Source organism: Mycobacterium kyorinense, assembly GCF_002101735.1.
Taxonomy (GTDB): domain Bacteria; phylum Actinomycetota; class Actinomycetes; order Mycobacteriales; family Mycobacteriaceae; genus Mycobacterium; species Mycobacterium kyorinense.
The window spans coordinates 71,646-86,700 of sequence record NZ_LQPE01000172.1; the positions used below are offsets into that span (position 1 = coordinate 71,646).

Genomic DNA, 15,055 nt, shown 5'->3' on the forward strand with positions numbered 1-15,055 from the left:
CAACATTCGCCGAGAACATTTTGCCGAGTGCAATCGGCGCCGGACATCTCGACGACGCTTTGCGGAGCTGTCCGATCCTACTGCTTGACTGACAACGGCTCACGCTCCTCCGAAACGTGGAACCGGGAGATGGGACATGCTCCGACCTGGGGACCTCGAGCGATAACTGCATTTGGAACCCGGCCGATGACTGGCGCTGGTCAACGCGCCCCCGAATCGGAGTTCGTTGCTAAGCGCGGTCAGGGCGGCCTCCGCGCCAGATCAATGTCACGGATTTGGCGCGACTCAGATCGATATATGCAGCGGCCCGCGCTGATCGTTTGTACCGCAGCGCTATTCGATGGAACGCCACCGGGCTCGTGTTGCACTGGGCATGATGCGATGCATGAGTGACACATCTGAGCCCTCGGTCTCTTCGGCTTTCGCAGCAACGCTGCCGCCGGTGCTGTGGGGAGCACGGAGCTTTTAATGAAATCGCTGAGAGGTAAATGAACAGCCCAACTCGGGACAACCGCGGAGTTACACCCGTCGCCCGGTCAGTCCTCCGGTTGCAACAGCACGTCGGTGTCGAAGCAGCCGTGATCACCGGTGTGGCATGCGCCGCCGACCTGGTCGACCACCAACAGCACGGTGTCGCCGTCGCAGTCCAGGCGCACCGAGTGAACGTGCTGGGTGTGGCCCGAGGTGGCGCCCTTGATCCACTGCTCACTCCGCGACCGCGAAAAGTACGTCGCCTCACGGGTTTCCAGCGTCCGGGCCAGCGCGTCGTCGTCCATCCAGGCGACCATCAACACGTCGCCGCTGCTACGCTCCTGTACGACGGCGGTGACCAGTCCGTCGGCGTTGCGCTTGAGGCGGGCCGCAATTTCCGGGTCGAGGCTCATCGCACAGTGATCCCCTCGGCGGCCATCGCCGCCTTCACCTGTCCGATGGTCAGCTGCCGGAAGTGAAAGACGCTGGCCGCCAATACCGCATCGGCACCGGCCGCCACCGCCGGCGCGAAGTGTTCGGCCGCTCCCGCGCCACCGCTGGCGATCACCGGCACCCTCACCGCCGCGCGCACCGCCCGCAGCATCGCCAGGTCGAATCCCGCCTGGGTGCCGTCGGCGTCCATCGAATTCAGCAGGATCTCCCCTACTCCCAACTCGGCACCGCGCACCGCCCATTCGACGGCGTCGATGCCGGTACCGCGCCGCCCGCCGTGCGTGGTGACCTCCCAGCCCGACGGCGTGGGCGGCGAACCGGGCGGTACCGTGCGGGCGTCCACGGACAACACGATGCATTGCGACCCGAAAGCCTGCGCCATCTCGGCCAGCAGGTCGGGTCGCGCTATCGCGGCGGTGTTGACCGACACTTTGTCGGCACCGGCCCGCAGCAGCACGTCGACGTCGGCCACCGAACGCACACCGCCGCCGACGGTAAGCGGGATGAATACCTGCTCGGCGGTGCGGCGCACCACATCCAGCATGGTGGCCCGCCCTGACGACGACGCCGTCACGTCCAGAAAGGTCAGCTCGTCGGCGCCCTCGGCGTCGTAGGCGGCGGCCAGTTCGACGGGATCACCGGCGTCCCGCAGGTTCTCGAAGTTGACACCCTTGACCACTCGGCCGTCGTCGACGTCGAGACAGGGAATCACGCGGACCGCCAAACTCATCAGTAGTCCTCGGGGTTGCCCGTGCGACGCAGGATTTCGAGCATCTCGGCGTGCACGCCGGGAGCCGCGGCCAACGCTGACCGGGATTGCGGCGTCCACTGTTCGCCGGCCAGGTTTGTGACAATCCCGCCGGCGGCCCGCACCAGCGCTACCCCGGCGGCGTGGTCCCATACATGGTCGCCGAAACTGATTGCACCGCCCAGGATTCCGTCGGCGACATAGGCCAGGTCGACGCCGGTGGCACCGTGCATGCGTAACCGCGACGACACCCGGCTCAGGTTCTCCAGGACCGCCAGCCGGTAGCGGCCCGGAAACCGTCCGCGCGAATCGATGTTGAAGGTGCCGATGCCGATGACCGAGTCGGCCAGCGCGGTGCGCTCCAGCGGCGGCTGCGGCGCACCATTTTTCATCAACGGACCGCCCGCGACGGCCGTGTAGCGCTGGCCGGTGAACGGCAGCCAGGTCAGCCCCGCAACCGGATCGCCGTCGTGCAGCAGCCCCAGCAGGATCGCGGCCAACGGGGATCCGGCCGCGTAGTTGAATGTCCCGTCAATCGGGTCGAGCACCCACACCCAGGGCAAGTCGACGTCCGCGCCGCCGAATTCCTCGCCGTGTACCGCGATTCCGGTGGCCTTGGTCAGCGCTTCGACGACCTGTCGCTCGATGGCCAGGTCCACCTTGGTCGCGAAGTCGTCGCCTTTTTTGCTGACCGCGGAATCGGCGCGATGCCCCTCGAGGAAGGGCTCAGCCGCGGCATCGAGGATCTCCGATGCCTGGGCCACCAGTGCGTCGAGGTCCATCGCCGCTACTCCGCCACCGCGGCCAGAGCCTGAGGCAGGGTGAATCGCCCGGCGTAGAGCGCCTTTCCGACGATGGCCCCCTCGACGCATCCCAAGCCGGCGATCGCGCGCAGGTCGTCGAGGCTGGACACCCCGCCGGATGCGATCACCGGGGCATCGGTGCGCTCGGTGACGGCCCGCAGCAACTCCAGGTTGGGGCCCATCAGTGTGCCGTCCTTGGTGACGTCGGTGACGACGAATCGTGAACATTCTTCGCTGTCAAGACGTTCCAGCACGTCCCAGAGGTCGCCGCCGTCGGTTTCCCAGCCGCGGCCTCGCAGCCTGTGTTCGCCGTCGACAATCTGGACGTCCAGGCCGACGGCTACCCGCTCGCCGTGCTCGGCGATCGCCGCGGCGCACCATCGCGGATTTTCCAGCGCCGCCGTGCCGAGGTTGACCCGCGCGCAGCCCGTTGCCAGCGCGGCGGCCAGCGAGTCGTCGTCGCGAATCCCGCCGGACAGTTCGACGTTGACGTCGAGCTTGCCGACCACCTCGGCGAGCAGTTCGCGGTTGGAGCCGCGGCCGAACGCCGCGTCGAGATCGACGAGGTGTACCCATTCGGCGCCGTCATGCTGCCAGCCCAGCGCGGCATCAAGCGCCGAGCCGTACTCGGTCTCGCTGCCGGCGCGTCCCTGCACCAGTCGCACCGCACGCCCGTCGACCACATCGACGGCGGGCAACAAAATCAACGCCATAACTAAAGCCCCTCAACCCAATTGCTCAATACGGCAGCCCCGGCATCCCCACTCTTCTCCGGGTGGAACTGCGTGGCCGCCAACGGTCCGTCCTCCACCGCGGCCAGAAAAGGCACCTGATGGGTGGCCCACGTCAGTAGCGCGTCCGGTCCGCCCTCCCAGCGCTGCGCAGCATAGGAGTGCACGAAATAGAAACGCGTATCGGTACTGAGGCCTTTGAACAACGCCGTGCCCGGCGCGGCCTCTACGACATTCCAGCCCATGTGCGGAACCACCGGCGCGTCGATCCGGGTGACGGCGCCGGGCCACTGCCCGCAGCCGACCGACTCCAACCCGAACTCGACGCCGCGCGCGAACAGGATCTGCATCCCGACACAGACACCCAGCACCGGCCGGCCGGCGGCGACACGTTCGGCGATGACCCGCTCACCGCCAATCCCTCGTAGCCCGGTCATGCACGCCTCGAAAGCGCCTACTCCCGGGACGAACAGGCCGTCGGCCGCGGCCGCGGCACCCAGATCACTGGTGACCTCCACCGCGGCGCCGACCCGCTGGAGCGCACGCTGCGCGGATCGCAGGTTGCCCGAGCCGTAGTCAAGGACGACAACCGACTTCACAGCGTGCCTTTTGTGGACGGCACACCCGCCACCCGCGAATCCAGTTCGACGGCCTGGCGCAACGCTCGTGCGACGGCCTTGTACTCGGCTTCGGTGATGTGGTGCGGGTCGCGGCCGTACAGCACGCGCACATGCAGCGCGATGCGGGCGTTGTTGGCCAGCGTCTCGAAGACGTGCCGGTTGACGACCGTGTGGTATGGCACGGTGTTGCCGGCAATGGTGAAGTGGCGCAGGTGATCCGGCTCGCCGGTGTGCACGCAGTACGGCCGCCCGGACACGTCGACGATAGCGTGCGCCAGCGCTTCGTCCATCGGGATGAAGGCGTCGCCGAACCGGCGGATGCCCTTCTTGTCGCCCAGCGCCTGCCCCAGCGCCTGCCCGAGCACGATCGCGGTGTCCTCGATCGTGTGGTGCGCTTCGATCTCGACATCGCCCTTGGCGCGCACGCTCAAGTCGAAGCTCGCATGGCTGCCGAGCGCGGTCAGCATGTGGTCGTAGAACGGGATACCGGTGTCGATCTCAACCTGGCCGGTGCCGTCGAGGTCGAGTTCGACGACGATGTCGGATTCCTTGGTACTGCGTTCGACTCGCGCGTGACGACTCATGACGCTCCTACTCATTGGTGACGACCCGCTGCACCCGGCTTCGCCGCGCTTGCGATCGTCACGAAAGCTTGGGCGAGTTCAGTGGCAGCGATCTGCGCGCTGGCCTGTAAGAAGATGTCGTTCTCATCGGCCAGTCCGGTGGTCACTCGCAGGTATCCGGGGATGCCGACGTCGCGGATCAGGACGCCTGCATCGAGGTAGCGCTGCCAGGCCGTCGGCGCATCGGCGAACCGGCCGAACAGCACGAAGTTGGCGTCGCTCGGGACAACCCGAAAACCCATGTCGCTCAATGCCGCTGACACTCGTTCGCGTTCGGCGATCAGCGTGGCGACGCTGCCCAGCGTGTCGTCGGCGTGCCGGAGCGCGGCGCGGGCGGCGGCCTGGGTGATCGACGACAAGTGGTAGGGCAACCGCACCAGCAGCATCGCGTCGATCACCGCCGGGGTGGCGATCAGGTAGCCCAGCCTGCCGCCGGCGAACGCGAACGCCTTGCTCATCGTTCGGGTGACGATCAGCTTGGTCGGGTATTCATGGACGAGCTCGACTGCGCTGGGCCGCGACGAGAATTCGCCGTAGGCCTCGTCCAGTATCAGGATGCCCGGTGTCACATCCAGCAGCCGGCGCAAATCCGGCAACGAAACACTTTGCCCGGACGGGTTATTGGGGCTGGCGACGAACACCACGTCGGGCCGCCGCTCGGTGACCGCCGCGACGGCGGCCTCGACGTCGAGGCTGAAGTCCTCGGCACGTACCGTCTGGATCCATTCCGTGCGGGTGCCGTCGGCGATGATCGGGTGCATCGAATACGACGGGACGAACCCGATCGCGCTGCGGCCCGGGCCGCCGAACGCCTGCAGTAGTTGCTGCAGGATTTCGTTGGAACCGTTGGCGGCCCAGAGGTTTTCGACACCGAGCTCGATCCCGGTCTGGGTGGTCAAATACGCAGCCAGGTCAGCGCGCAGGGCTACTGCGTCGCGGTCGGGGTAGCGGTGTAAGTCGGCGGCGGCGTCGCGCACCGATGCGACGACGTCGTCGACCAGCGCCTGGGTGGGCGGGTGCGGGTTCTCATTGGTGTTGAGCCGCACCGGGACCGCCAATTGTGGTGCACCGTATGGTGATTTGCCGCGCAGGTCATCGCGCAGCGGCAGCTGCTCGAGCGACGGGTGGTCGGTCATCGTTCGAACCTCCGCCGGATGGCCTCGCCGTGTGCGGGCAGATCTTCCGCCTCGGCCAGTGTGATGACGTGCCCCGACACGTCTTTCAGCGCAGCCTCGGTGTAGTCCACGACGTGGATGCCGCGCAGGAAGGTTCGTAACGACAATCCGCTGGAGTGCCGGGCGGAGCCCGCTGTCGGCAACACGTGGTTGGAGCCGGCGCAGTAGTCGCCGAGGCTGACCGGCGAAAACGGTCCGACGAAAATCGCCCCGGCGGAATTGATCCGGGCCGCCGCACCCGGTGCGTCGGCGGTCTGGATCTCCAGATGTTCTGCGGCGTAAGCGTTGACGGCGCGGATGCCGGCGTCGAGGTCGTCGACCAGGATGATCGCCGACTGGGGTCCGCGCAGCGCGGCCTCCACGCGCTTGCGGTGCACGGTGGTCTCGAGTTGGACTGCGAGGGCGGCCTCGGTGGCTTCGGCCAGCTCGGCGCTCGGCGTGACCAGCACGCTGGCGGCCATCTCGTCGTGCTCGGCCTGGCTGATCAGGTCGGCGGCGACATGCGCCGGGTCTGCGGTGTGGTCGGCGAGGATGGCGATCTCGGTCGGCCCGGCCTCGGCGTCGATGCCCACCCGGGAGCGGCACAACCGCTTGGCCGCGGTGACGTAGATGTTGCCCGGCCCGGTGATCATGTCGACCGGCGCCAGCTCGGCGCCGTCGGTGTCGACGCCGCCGTAGGTCAGCAGCGCCACCGCCTGCGCACCGCCGACGGCCCACACCTCCTCGACGCCCAGCAGCCTCGCCGCGGCCAGGATCGTCGGGTGCGGCAGCCCGTTGAACACGGCCTGCGGCGGGCTGGCCACCACCAGCGAGCCGACGCCGGCCACCTGCGCCGGCACCACGTTCATCACCACGCTCGACGGGTAGACCGCGTTGCCGCCGGGCACGTACAGCCCGACCCGCTCGACGGGAACCCAGCGTTCGGTGACCGTCGCGCCGGGACCGAGCACCGTCGTCGAGTCGGTGCGACGCTGATCGGCGTGCACGGCGCGGGTCCGCGCGATCGCCGCCTCGAGCGCGGCCAGCACGCCGCGGTCCAGCCCGGTCAGCGCGGCGTCCAGGTCGGCGGCCGGCACCCGCACGGCCGGCGGCCGCACGCCGTCGAACGACTCCCCGAAGTCCAGTGCCGCTTCGGCGCCTCGCTCGGCGACCGCCTCGACGATGGGCCGCACGGCAGGCAGCACGGCGTCGACGTCGGCGCCGCCGCGCGGCAATGTCGCGCGCAGCCTGGCGGGTGATAAGTCGGCGCCGCGCAGGTCGATGCGGGCCATCACGTTCACACGGACCATTGTCCCAGAGCAGGCCAAATGGTTATCGGACCGGTACGCTGACCGCATGTCCGTACAGGATCGCCCCAACAGCGCGCCGGGCGTGCCGATGATCTTCCCGCCCTGGTTGGAACGCTTTCAGGTCAAGTACTTCAATCCGGCGATCAGACCGTTCGCGCGCTATCTCCCGGGGATGGCGACGATCACGCATCGCGGTCGCAAATCCGGCAAGCCCTACGAGACGATCGTCACCGCTTACCGCAAGGGCAACAAGCTGGTCATCGTGCTCGGGCACGGCAAGACCGACTGGGTCAAGAACGTGCTGGCCGCCGGCGAGGCCGACGTGCGCTTCATCCGCAAAACGGTGCACATCACCAACCCGCGGATCGTGCCCGCCGGTTCCGACGGCGAGGACCTGCCGTGGCCGGCGCGGTTGCAGGCCCGTCGGGTGGGCGTCTTCGTCGCCGATATCGGCTAAGCCCGGCCTACGCCGTCGCTCTCCAGCGTGCGCTTGATGATCGGGGCGGCGTCCGTCATCGCGGCACGCAATGGTTCGGCCAGCTCGTCGGGCGGCACGTCGCGCGACCAGACGAACCGGCAACGCCCGTCGCCGACCGGCACGATCTGCATGACGGCGTTGTCGTGGTCGGGCCGCATGGTGTCGCCGATCAGGGAGTAGACGATGCGGCGCGCGGCCTCTTCGCGCGCGACCAACCGTTCCCGGGCGACGGTGCCGCTGGCGAAGGTGACCACCCGCAGCCCGCCGTCGGCCTCCGATGAGACGACGTGGCCGCGCGCCATGCGAACCGGGCCGTCGGCCCAGTCGCCGATCACCTGCCAGGCCTGGGCGGGGTCGACGTCGATCTCGATCTCGGTGTGTATGGATGCCATGGCAGCAGTTTCGCGCCTGGACGCCGTCGAGTCTTGACGATTCTTGCGGCCCGTTGTCGGACCCGCGCGCTAACCTCGCGCCGTGCTGTCGATGATGACTCTCGCGGCCCGCTCGCAGTTCAGCGTGCACGCCTGGACATGCCGGCCCGAGCGTGCGGGCTGGTCGCCGGTGGAATCACCCGTCGACGGGCGGCTGGTGCTGGTCCGGTCCGGACGGTTCCGGCGGCGCGGCGCCGACGGTCCCGCCGAGCTCGACCCCACGGTCGGATACCTCGGTGCGCCCGGAGAAGCGGACCAATTCGCCCACCCCGCCGGTGGCGACGTCTGCACCTCGGTGCGATTGAGCCCGGCGTTGTGGTGCGAGTTGGTCGGAGAGCCGCGCCGCCCGACGGTCTACGTCGACGCCCGCTTGGAACTCGCGCACCGACGGCTACTGGCGTCTCGACGCCACGACGTCGACTACCAACTCGCCGAGGAACTGCTGGCGTTGATCGCGGCCGCGTTGCGGCAGACGACCGACCGCCCGGCGCCGGCCGATGCGCGGCTGGTGGAGCGAGCGCGCGCGGCCATCCACGACGACCATCCCGCCGCAAGCGGGTTGTTTCCGCTCGCGGCGCTGCTCGGCGCGTCACCCCATCGATTGAGCAGGGCGTTTCCTCGGCAGCTGGGCGTGTCGCTGACCCGGTACCGCAACCGGGTGCGGGTCGGCCGAGCCCTCGAGCTTCTGCAGTGTGATGCGGGCTCACTGGCCGACATCGCCGCGACGCTGGGCTTCGCCGATCAGGCGCATTTCACCCGAGTTGTGCGCGAGCACGTCGACCAGACGCCGCGGGCGCTACGGCGCGCTGACTAGACGTCCAACCCGATGTCGAGCACCCGCACCGAATGCGTGAGCGCACCGACCGCAAGGTAATCCACGCCCGTGCCGGCGTAGGCGGCCGCATTGTCCAGCGACAGCCCGCCCGACGATTCCAGCTTGGTTTCCGGTGCACGAGAGTCCCTGCGCTGCACGGCAATTTGCGTCTGCCACACCGGGAAGTTGTCCAGCAGCACCAGTTCGGCCTTCTCGTCCAGCACCTCGTCGAGCTGCTCGAGGGAGTCGACTTCGACCTCGCAGGGCAGATCGGGTGCGGCCGCGCGCACCGCCCGCAGCGCCGCCACCACCGATCCCGCCGCGGCCACGTGGTTGTCCTTGATCAACGCCGCGTCGCCCAGGCCGAGCCGGTGGTTGACTCCTCCGCCGACGCGGACCGCGTACTTCTGCAGGGCGCGCAGGCCGGGCAGCGTCTTGCGGGTGTCGCGGATCTTGGTGTTGCTGCCCTGCACGGCATCGACCCAGGCGGCAGTCGCGGTGGCGATCCCGGACAGGTGGCACACCAGGTTGAGCATGGTCCGCTCGGCGGTCAGCAGGCCGCGGGTATCGGCCTTGAGCATCAGCAGCGGCGCGCCCGGCTGCAGCCGCGCGCCGTCGTCGACGCGGTCGAGCACCTGATAGCCGTCGGCGCCGAGCACTTCGTCGAGCACCAGCAGCGCGACGTCGACGCCGGCGATCACACCCGGTTCTCGGGTCACCAGCGCCGCGGTGGTAGTCGCGCCGGCAGGCACCGTCGCCGCCGTCGTAACATCCGGCCCGTAGCGCAGGTCCTCGTCCAGCGCGCGGCCGATCGCGGCGCGGGCCTCGGCAAGCTCGGCGTCCGAAAGCATCATCAGCACACCGGAATCGGCGTCTCGACGCGCACCGTGTTGTCCTCGCTCGCGCGGACGACGACGCTGCGCGCCTGGGCGGGATCGGCGTCGGGGTATTCGGTGCGGTGATGGCAGCCGCGGCTTTCCTCGCGGGCCAGCGCGGCCGCTGCCACTGCGCGGGCGGTCATGGTCAACGCGACGTCTTCGAGGTCGGCCCGGCGCCCTACGTTGCGCACCGGCGCCGTCGAGAGCGTCTCGGTCAGCCGCCTCAGGCCGTCGGCGTCGCGGACCACCGACGCATCGCGGCTCATGAGAAGCTGTAAGTCGTTGCGCGCCAACGCAGTTGACGGTAGCACGTCGGGCAGTGTGGCGTACGGTTGCCCGGCCGCTGCCGCGTGTGCAGCCGCGGCCTTGCCGGCGCGGCCGCCGACCACCAAACCTTCCAGCAGGCTGTTGGACGCCAACCGGTTGGCGCCGTGCATCCCGGTGCGCGCCACCTCGCCCGCGGCGTACAGCCCAGGAAGCTCGGTTTGCCCCTCGACATCGGTGACGACGCCGCCACAGCTGTAGTGCGCGCCCGGCACGACCGGAATCGGCTGGCGCACCGGGTCGATCCCGGCGGCCCGGCATGCCGCGGTGACCGTGGGGAATCGGGTCGCCAAGTCGGTGACGCCGCGGGCGTCGAGGTAGACGCAAGGGTCGCCGGTGAGCCGCAGCCGCGCGTCGATGGCGGCGGCGACGACGTCGCGCGGCGCCAGATCGCCCATCGGGTGCACACCGTTGGTGATCGAATGACCTTGGGCATCAAGCAAAACGGCGCCCTCGCCGCGAAGCGCCTCGGTGACCAGTGGTCGTCGTCCCCCGGCCCGGCCGTCGAACAGCATCGTCGGATGGAACTGGATGAATTCGATGTCGCTCACGGCGACGCCGGCCCACAACGCCAGGGCGATGCCGTCGCCGGTGGAACCGTCGGGGTTGGTTGTCGCGCTGTACAGATGCCCCAGCCCGCCGGTGGCCAGAATCACCGACGGCGCGTGCACGATGCCGAGTCCCTCGGCGTTACTCGCCAGCACTCCGGTCACCGCAACCCCGTCGTGCAGCACCCGCAGCGCGGCGTGGTTGGTGCGGATGTCCAGCGCGGCCGCCGCCTGGTCGAGCACTCGCTGCACCTCGGCGCCGGTGGCGTCGCCGCCGGCATGCACGATCCGCCGCCGCGAGTGTCCGCCCTCCCGGGTGAGCGCCCACCGGCCGGGCTGTGATTCGTCGAATCGTGCTCCGTCGCCGACCAATTCGCTCACCGCGCGGTAGCCGTCGGCAACGATCGACGCGACCGCGTCCGGATCGCACAGGCCGGCGCCCGCGGCAAGCGTGTCGGCGACGTGCGCGTCCACCGAGTCGTCGGTGTCGGGCAACACCACCGCGATGCCGCCCTGCGCGTAATGGGTGGCCGTGACGCCGGGTCTGCGGTCGGCCTTGCTCAGCACCACGACGCGGCGCCCGGCCCGATGCACAGCTAGCGCGGCGGCCAGCCCCGCCACCCCCGTGCCGATGACGACGACGTCGGCCCGCTGCTGCCAGAGCGTCGTCATTCGCCGCCGCCCGGCTGGCCGATCGCGATCATCCGCTGCACGCTGCGCCGTGCCGCCGCAGCGGTTTCCGGGTCGACGTCGACTTCGTCGGCACCTTCGACCAGGCACCGCAGCAGCGCCGCCGGGGTGATCATCTTCATGAACTTGCACGACGCCCGATCGTTGACCGCCTGAAAGTTGGTGCCCGGTGCCGCATTCCGCAGCTGATAGAGCATCCCGACTTCGGTGGCCACCAGCACCTCGCGGGCCCGGGTGGCCCGGGCGGCGTCGAGCATCCCGCCGGTGGACAGGATCTTCACCCGGTCCGCCGGAACGGCGCCCTCCCCGGCGAGATACAAAGCCGAAGTGGCGCAACCGCATTCGGGGTGAACGAACAGTTCGGCATCAGGATGCTCGCGGACCTGCTCGGCCAGCTCGTCGCCGTTGATCCCCGCGTGCACATGGCATTCACCGGCCCACACGTGCAGGTTCTCCCGCCCGGTCACCCGGCGCACATGCGCGCCGAGGAACTGGTCGGGGCAGAACAACACCTCGCGGTCCGCCGGAATCGACGCGACGACGTCGACGGCGTTCGACGACGTGCAGCAGATGTCGGTGAGCGCCTTCACCGCCGCGGTGGTGTTGACGTAGGAGACGACGACGGCGCCGGGGTGCTCGTTCTTCCAGGCCCGCAAGTCCTCAGGGGTGATCGAGTCGGCCAGTGAGCAGCCCGCCCGCTGGTCCGGAATCAGCACGGTCTTGTCCGGGCTCAGGATTTTGGCGGTCTCGGCCATGAAATGCACGCCGCAGAACACGATGGTGTCCTCGGGCGCCGCTGCGGCGATCCGCGACAGCGCCAGCGAGTCGCCGACGTGGTCGGCGACGTCCTGAATCGCGGGCAGCTGGTAGTTGTGCGCCAGGATCGTGGCGCCGCGCAGCTCGGCCAGCCGGCGGATTTCCGCCGCCCACTGCTCGTCGCCGTCAACGCCGGTGTAACCAGTGGGTGAGTCGCTGATACGGGCGGTCAGGCCCTCCGCCGGCGCATCCGTGCGATTCAGGATTTCGGTCATGAACGCCGTTCCTTTCGCCCCGGGCGGGTTTTCGACTTACAATCGAAAACGTGATTCATGGTAGCACCGCTCACGAGGTGCTTGCCGTCGTGTTCCAGGTTCGCGAGCTCGAGACCGGGAAACCGCAGCTCAGCGTGCTGTTGTGGCAGCGCGCACGCGATCCGTATCGCGATGCGTGGTCGCTGCCGGGCGGGCGGCTGCGCCACGACGAGGACATGACCACCTCGGTTCGGCGGCAGCTGGCCGAGAAGGTGGACCTGCGTGAGGTCGCTCACCTCGAGCAGCTCGCTGTGTTTTCCGACCCGGCGCGGGTGCCCGGCGTCCGCACGATCGCGTCGACCTTCCTGGGCCTGGTGCCCTCCCCCGCCACCCCCGAGCTCCCGCCCGACACCCGTTGGCATCCGGTGACCGCGCTGCCGGCGATGGCGTTCGACCACGGCCCGATGGTGGCCCACGCCCGGACCCGGCTGGTCGCCAAAATGTCCTACACCAACATCGGATTTGCCCTTGCGCCAAGGGAATTCGCGGTGTCCACGCTGCGCGACATCTACAGCGCCGCACTGGGCTACCAGGTCGACGCGACCAACCTGCAGCGGGTGCTGGCCCGTCGCCGCGTCATCACCCAGACCGGCACCATCGCGCAGTCCGGGCGCAGCGGCGGACGCCCGGCGGCGCTGTACCGCTTCACCGACTCGCAGCTGCGGGTCACCGACGAGTTCGCCGCGTTGCGCCCGCCCGGGTGAGTCGACTGGATTCTTAGGGCCCTCTTAAGTAACAATGCCCCGATGGACATTGCCAGCCTCGCGAGTACCTCGACCGGCGCCGAGTGGATCGGTCGCCCGCCTCACGAGGAGCTGCAACGCAAGGCCCGGCCCGTCCTGCCGTCGGAGGATCCGTTCTACCAACCGCCACCCGGCTTCGAGCACGCCGTGCCGGGAACCGTGCTGCGCTCCCGCGAGGTCGAGCTGGCATACCTGGGCTTGATTCCGCAGCGGGTCACCGCGACCCAGCTGCTGTACCGCACGACGGACATGAACGGGCAACCCGAGGCGACCGTCACCACCGTGATCGTGCCGCCGGACGCGGACCCTACGACCTGTCCGCTGCTGTCGTACCAGTGCGCCATCGACGCCGTCGCCTCCCGCTGCTTCCCGTCGTACGCGCTGCGGCGCGGCGCAAAAGCCGTCGGTGCACTGGCCCAGCTGGAGTTCCTGCTGGTCAACGCCGCTCTCGCCGAAGGCTGGGCGGTCTCGGTGCCCGACCACGAAGGCCCGCACGGCATCTGGGGCGCTCCGTACCAGCCCGGCTACTGCATCCTGGACGGCGTCCGGGCGGCCTTCAACTCCGAGCGGCTCGGGTTGTCCCCGTCCTCCCCGGTCGGGCTGTGGGGCTACTCCGGCGGCGGGCTGGCCAGCGCCTGGGCCGCCGAGGTGTGCGCCGACTACGCACCGGAACTGGACATCGTCGGCGCGGTGCTCGGCTCACCCGTCGGCGACCTCGGCCACACCTTCCGCCGGCTCAACAGCAGCCTGTTCTCCGGGCTGCCGGCACTGGTGGTGGCCGCCCTCGCGCACCTCTACCCCGACCTGGACCGGGTCATCAAGGAGCACACGAACGACGAGGGCCGCGCCCTGCTGTGCGAACTGGAGACCATGACGACGGCGGGTGCGGTGATCCGGATGGCCCGCAAAGACATGGGCGACTACCTCGACCGCCCGCTGGACGAGGTCCTGGCGATGCCCGAAGTCCAGTACGTCTTCGACAACATCAAGCTCGGCACCACGGTGCCGACACCGCCGGTGCTGATCGTGCAGGCGGTCCACGACTACCTGATCGCCGTCGAGGACATCGACGAGCTGGCCGACGCCTATTCGGCCGGCGGCGCCGATGTCACCTATCACCGCGACGCGTTCTGCGAGCACTTGCTGCTGCACCCGCTGTCGGCACCGATGACGCTGCGCTGGCTGCAGGATCGGTTCGCCGGGCGCCCGCCGAGCACGCGTCGCGCCAGGACCAAATGGCCGACCATGTTCAACCCGGCGACCTACACCGGCATGGCCCGGCTGGCTGTGATCGCGGCCAAGGTGATCACCGGACGGACGGTGCACCGACGTCCGCTGTGAGCGACTCGGGCGCGGGCGGTTCGACGGCGGGATGGCCGCCGAGATCGTCGCGCGCGGTCGCGGCCGCCAGCACCGCGTAGACCAGCGCGGCGGTGCCAACCGGCAGCAGCAGGGTGCAGGCAGCCTGCAGCGGTGCCTGACCGAAGAACACCGGCGGCGCCTCGGTGAAGTAGTAGACCCGGTTCTGGTTGCTCACCGGCGCCGCATCGAAATCCACTGTGCCGTAATGCAAGTGCACCAGTAGCGACCCCACCGCGGCGGCGACGGACGCGGCGCCCACGATGCCGATGCAGATCCCCGCGACCATGGCCGGCCCGCGGTGTGCGCGCCATTGCCACACCCAAACCGCCGCCACCACGGCAACGACGTTCAGCAGGCCCAGCATCAGGAACGCGGCGACGAAGAAGTGCTCGGATTCGTTGCCGAGGTAGTCGTGCACCCGGTCGCCGTCGCGGGTCAACGCCACGACGCCGTGCACCGCGGGCGCCAGCCAGGCCCACAGCGCGCCCACCGGCACACCGGTGGCCACCAGTCCCGCGATCACCGCGAGGGTCGCCCGTCTCCGCGAGAAGCGTGGGGTGTCCGCGGTCATCGCTGCGCCTCCAGGTCGGCCGAATCCACCCGCCCGTGCCGGGAGCATTTCGCCCACCAGCCGTCCGGGCGGACCTGCACCACCATCCGGCGGCCGCATTCGGCGCAGAACCGCGGCGGCTCGAGACCCAGCTGGGCAGCCGTCGGCACGCTGCTGCCGGCCGGCTTGCCGGTGTAGACGTTGTAGATGCCGGCGCCGATCGGGGCCGGCAGGTCGGCGACCATCACACCAGT

18 protein-coding genes are annotated in these 15,055 nt (G+C 69.3%); 4 read left to right on the forward strand and 14 right to left on the reverse strand.

Features of this window, described 5'->3' with window-relative positions:
* Positions 1-536: 536 nt before the first annotated feature.
* The 8 genes from hisI to hisD are packed head-to-tail and all read right to left on the reverse strand — an operon-like array spanning position 537 to position 6,898.
* Positions 537-884 (reverse strand): phosphoribosyl-AMP cyclohydrolase, encoded by a 348-nt coding sequence (hisI, locus tag AWC14_RS26230; RefSeq protein ID WP_045379233.1) that lies wholly within the window; start codon positions 882-884, stop codon positions 537-539.
* On the reverse strand, positions 881-1,654 hold the full coding sequence (gene hisF, locus AWC14_RS26235) for an imidazole glycerol phosphate synthase subunit HisF (RefSeq protein WP_045379236.1): 774 nt from the start codon (positions 1,652-1,654) through the stop codon (positions 881-883). The genes hisI and hisF overlap by 4 nt, the downstream gene beginning before the upstream one ends.
* Positions 1,654-2,454 carry an inositol monophosphatase family protein gene (locus AWC14_RS26240; RefSeq protein WP_045379239.1) on the reverse strand — a complete coding sequence of 267 codons (801 nt, stop codon included), beginning with the start codon at positions 2,452-2,454 and terminating at the stop codon, positions 1,654-1,656. Before AWC14_RS26240 ends, hisF begins: the two co-directional genes overlap by 1 nt.
* 5 nt (positions 2,455-2,459) lie before the next feature.
* A complete protein-coding gene (gene priA, locus AWC14_RS26245) occupies positions 2,460-3,188 on the reverse strand; it encodes a bifunctional 1-(5-phosphoribosyl)-5-((5-phosphoribosylamino)methylideneamino)imidazole-4-carboxamide isomerase/phosphoribosylanthranilate isomerase PriA (protein ID WP_045379241.1) in 729 nt (242 codons plus the stop codon).
* Positions 3,189-3,190: 2 nt separating this feature from the next.
* Complete coding sequence (gene hisH, locus AWC14_RS26250; protein ID WP_045379244.1) at positions 3,191-3,805, reverse strand: imidazole glycerol phosphate synthase subunit HisH; 615 nt, start codon at positions 3,803-3,805, stop codon at positions 3,191-3,193.
* Positions 3,802-4,410: an imidazoleglycerol-phosphate dehydratase HisB gene (hisB, locus tag AWC14_RS26255; protein ID WP_235215916.1), complete on the reverse strand. Its 609-nt coding sequence runs from the start codon at positions 4,408-4,410 to the stop codon at positions 3,802-3,804. Before hisB ends, hisH begins: the two co-directional genes overlap by 4 nt.
* Before the next feature lie 11 nt (positions 4,411-4,421).
* A complete protein-coding gene (locus AWC14_RS26260) occupies positions 4,422-5,585 on the reverse strand; it encodes a histidinol-phosphate transaminase (RefSeq protein ID WP_057003289.1) in 1,164 nt (387 codons plus the stop codon).
* Positions 5,582-6,898, reverse strand: a complete 1,317-nt coding sequence (gene hisD / locus AWC14_RS26265) for a histidinol dehydrogenase (protein WP_142281858.1) — start codon at positions 6,896-6,898, stop codon at positions 5,582-5,584. Before hisD ends, AWC14_RS26260 begins: the two co-directional genes overlap by 4 nt.
* A gap of 61 nt (positions 6,899-6,959) precedes the next feature.
* Here hisD and AWC14_RS26270 point away from each other — a divergent pair, with 61 nt between their 5' ends.
* Entirely contained in the window at positions 6,960-7,370 is a 411-nt protein-coding gene (locus tag AWC14_RS26270; protein ID WP_045379387.1) for a nitroreductase family deazaflavin-dependent oxidoreductase, read from the forward strand.
* Here AWC14_RS26270 and AWC14_RS26275 read toward each other — a convergent pair.
* A complete protein-coding gene (locus tag AWC14_RS26275) occupies positions 7,367-7,783 on the reverse strand; it encodes an SRPBCC family protein (protein WP_045379256.1) in 417 nt (138 codons plus the stop codon). The genes AWC14_RS26270 and AWC14_RS26275 overlap by 4 nt on opposite strands.
* A 91-nt stretch (positions 7,784-7,874) precedes the next feature.
* On the opposite strand from AWC14_RS26275, the gene AWC14_RS26280 reads away from it, so the two are divergent.
* Positions 7,875-8,636, forward strand: coding sequence for a helix-turn-helix transcriptional regulator (locus AWC14_RS26280; RefSeq protein ID WP_069601524.1), 762 nt, complete (start codon positions 7,875-7,877; stop codon positions 8,634-8,636).
* Here AWC14_RS26280 and nadC read toward each other — a convergent pair.
* The 3 genes from nadC to nadA are packed head-to-tail and all read right to left on the reverse strand — an operon-like array spanning position 8,633 to position 12,107.
* The gene (nadC, locus tag AWC14_RS26285) at positions 8,633-9,490 is read right to left on the reverse strand and encodes a carboxylating nicotinate-nucleotide diphosphorylase (protein ID WP_045379392.1); all 858 of its coding nucleotides are present in this window, start codon (positions 9,488-9,490) and stop codon (positions 8,633-8,635) included. The genes AWC14_RS26280 and nadC overlap by 4 nt on opposite strands.
* The gene (locus AWC14_RS26290) at positions 9,490-11,058 is read right to left on the reverse strand and encodes an L-aspartate oxidase (protein WP_045379260.1); all 1,569 of its coding nucleotides are present in this window, start codon (positions 11,056-11,058) and stop codon (positions 9,490-9,492) included. Before AWC14_RS26290 ends, nadC begins: the two co-directional genes overlap by 1 nt.
* Entirely contained in the window at positions 11,055-12,107 is a 1,053-nt protein-coding gene (gene nadA / locus AWC14_RS26295; protein WP_045379262.1) for a quinolinate synthase NadA, read from the reverse strand. Before nadA ends, AWC14_RS26290 begins: the two co-directional genes overlap by 4 nt.
* A gap of 50 nt (positions 12,108-12,157) precedes the next feature.
* Here nadA and AWC14_RS26300 point away from each other — a divergent pair, with 50 nt between their 5' ends.
* Together AWC14_RS26300 and AWC14_RS26305 are read left to right on the forward strand one after the other, a co-directional pair.
* Complete coding sequence (locus tag AWC14_RS26300) at positions 12,158-12,850, forward strand: NUDIX hydrolase (protein WP_045379264.1); 693 nt, start codon at positions 12,158-12,160, stop codon at positions 12,848-12,850.
* A 42-nt stretch (positions 12,851-12,892) separates the two neighbouring features.
* Complete coding sequence (locus tag AWC14_RS26305) at positions 12,893-14,230, forward strand: lipase family protein (protein ID WP_045379267.1); 1,338 nt, start codon at positions 12,893-12,895, stop codon at positions 14,228-14,230.
* Here AWC14_RS26305 and AWC14_RS26310 read toward each other — a convergent pair.
* Positions 14,196-14,822, reverse strand: a complete 627-nt coding sequence (locus AWC14_RS26310; protein ID WP_057003363.1) for a DUF2567 domain-containing protein — start codon at positions 14,820-14,822, stop codon at positions 14,196-14,198. The two genes, AWC14_RS26305 and AWC14_RS26310, sit on opposite strands and share 35 nt — an antisense overlap.
* A complete protein-coding gene (bsaP, locus tag AWC14_RS26315; protein WP_045379270.1) occupies positions 14,819-15,046 on the reverse strand; it encodes a biotin synthase auxiliary protein BsaP in 228 nt (75 codons plus the stop codon). Before bsaP ends, AWC14_RS26310 begins: the two co-directional genes overlap by 4 nt.
* Positions 15,047-15,055: the final 9 nt, after the last annotated feature.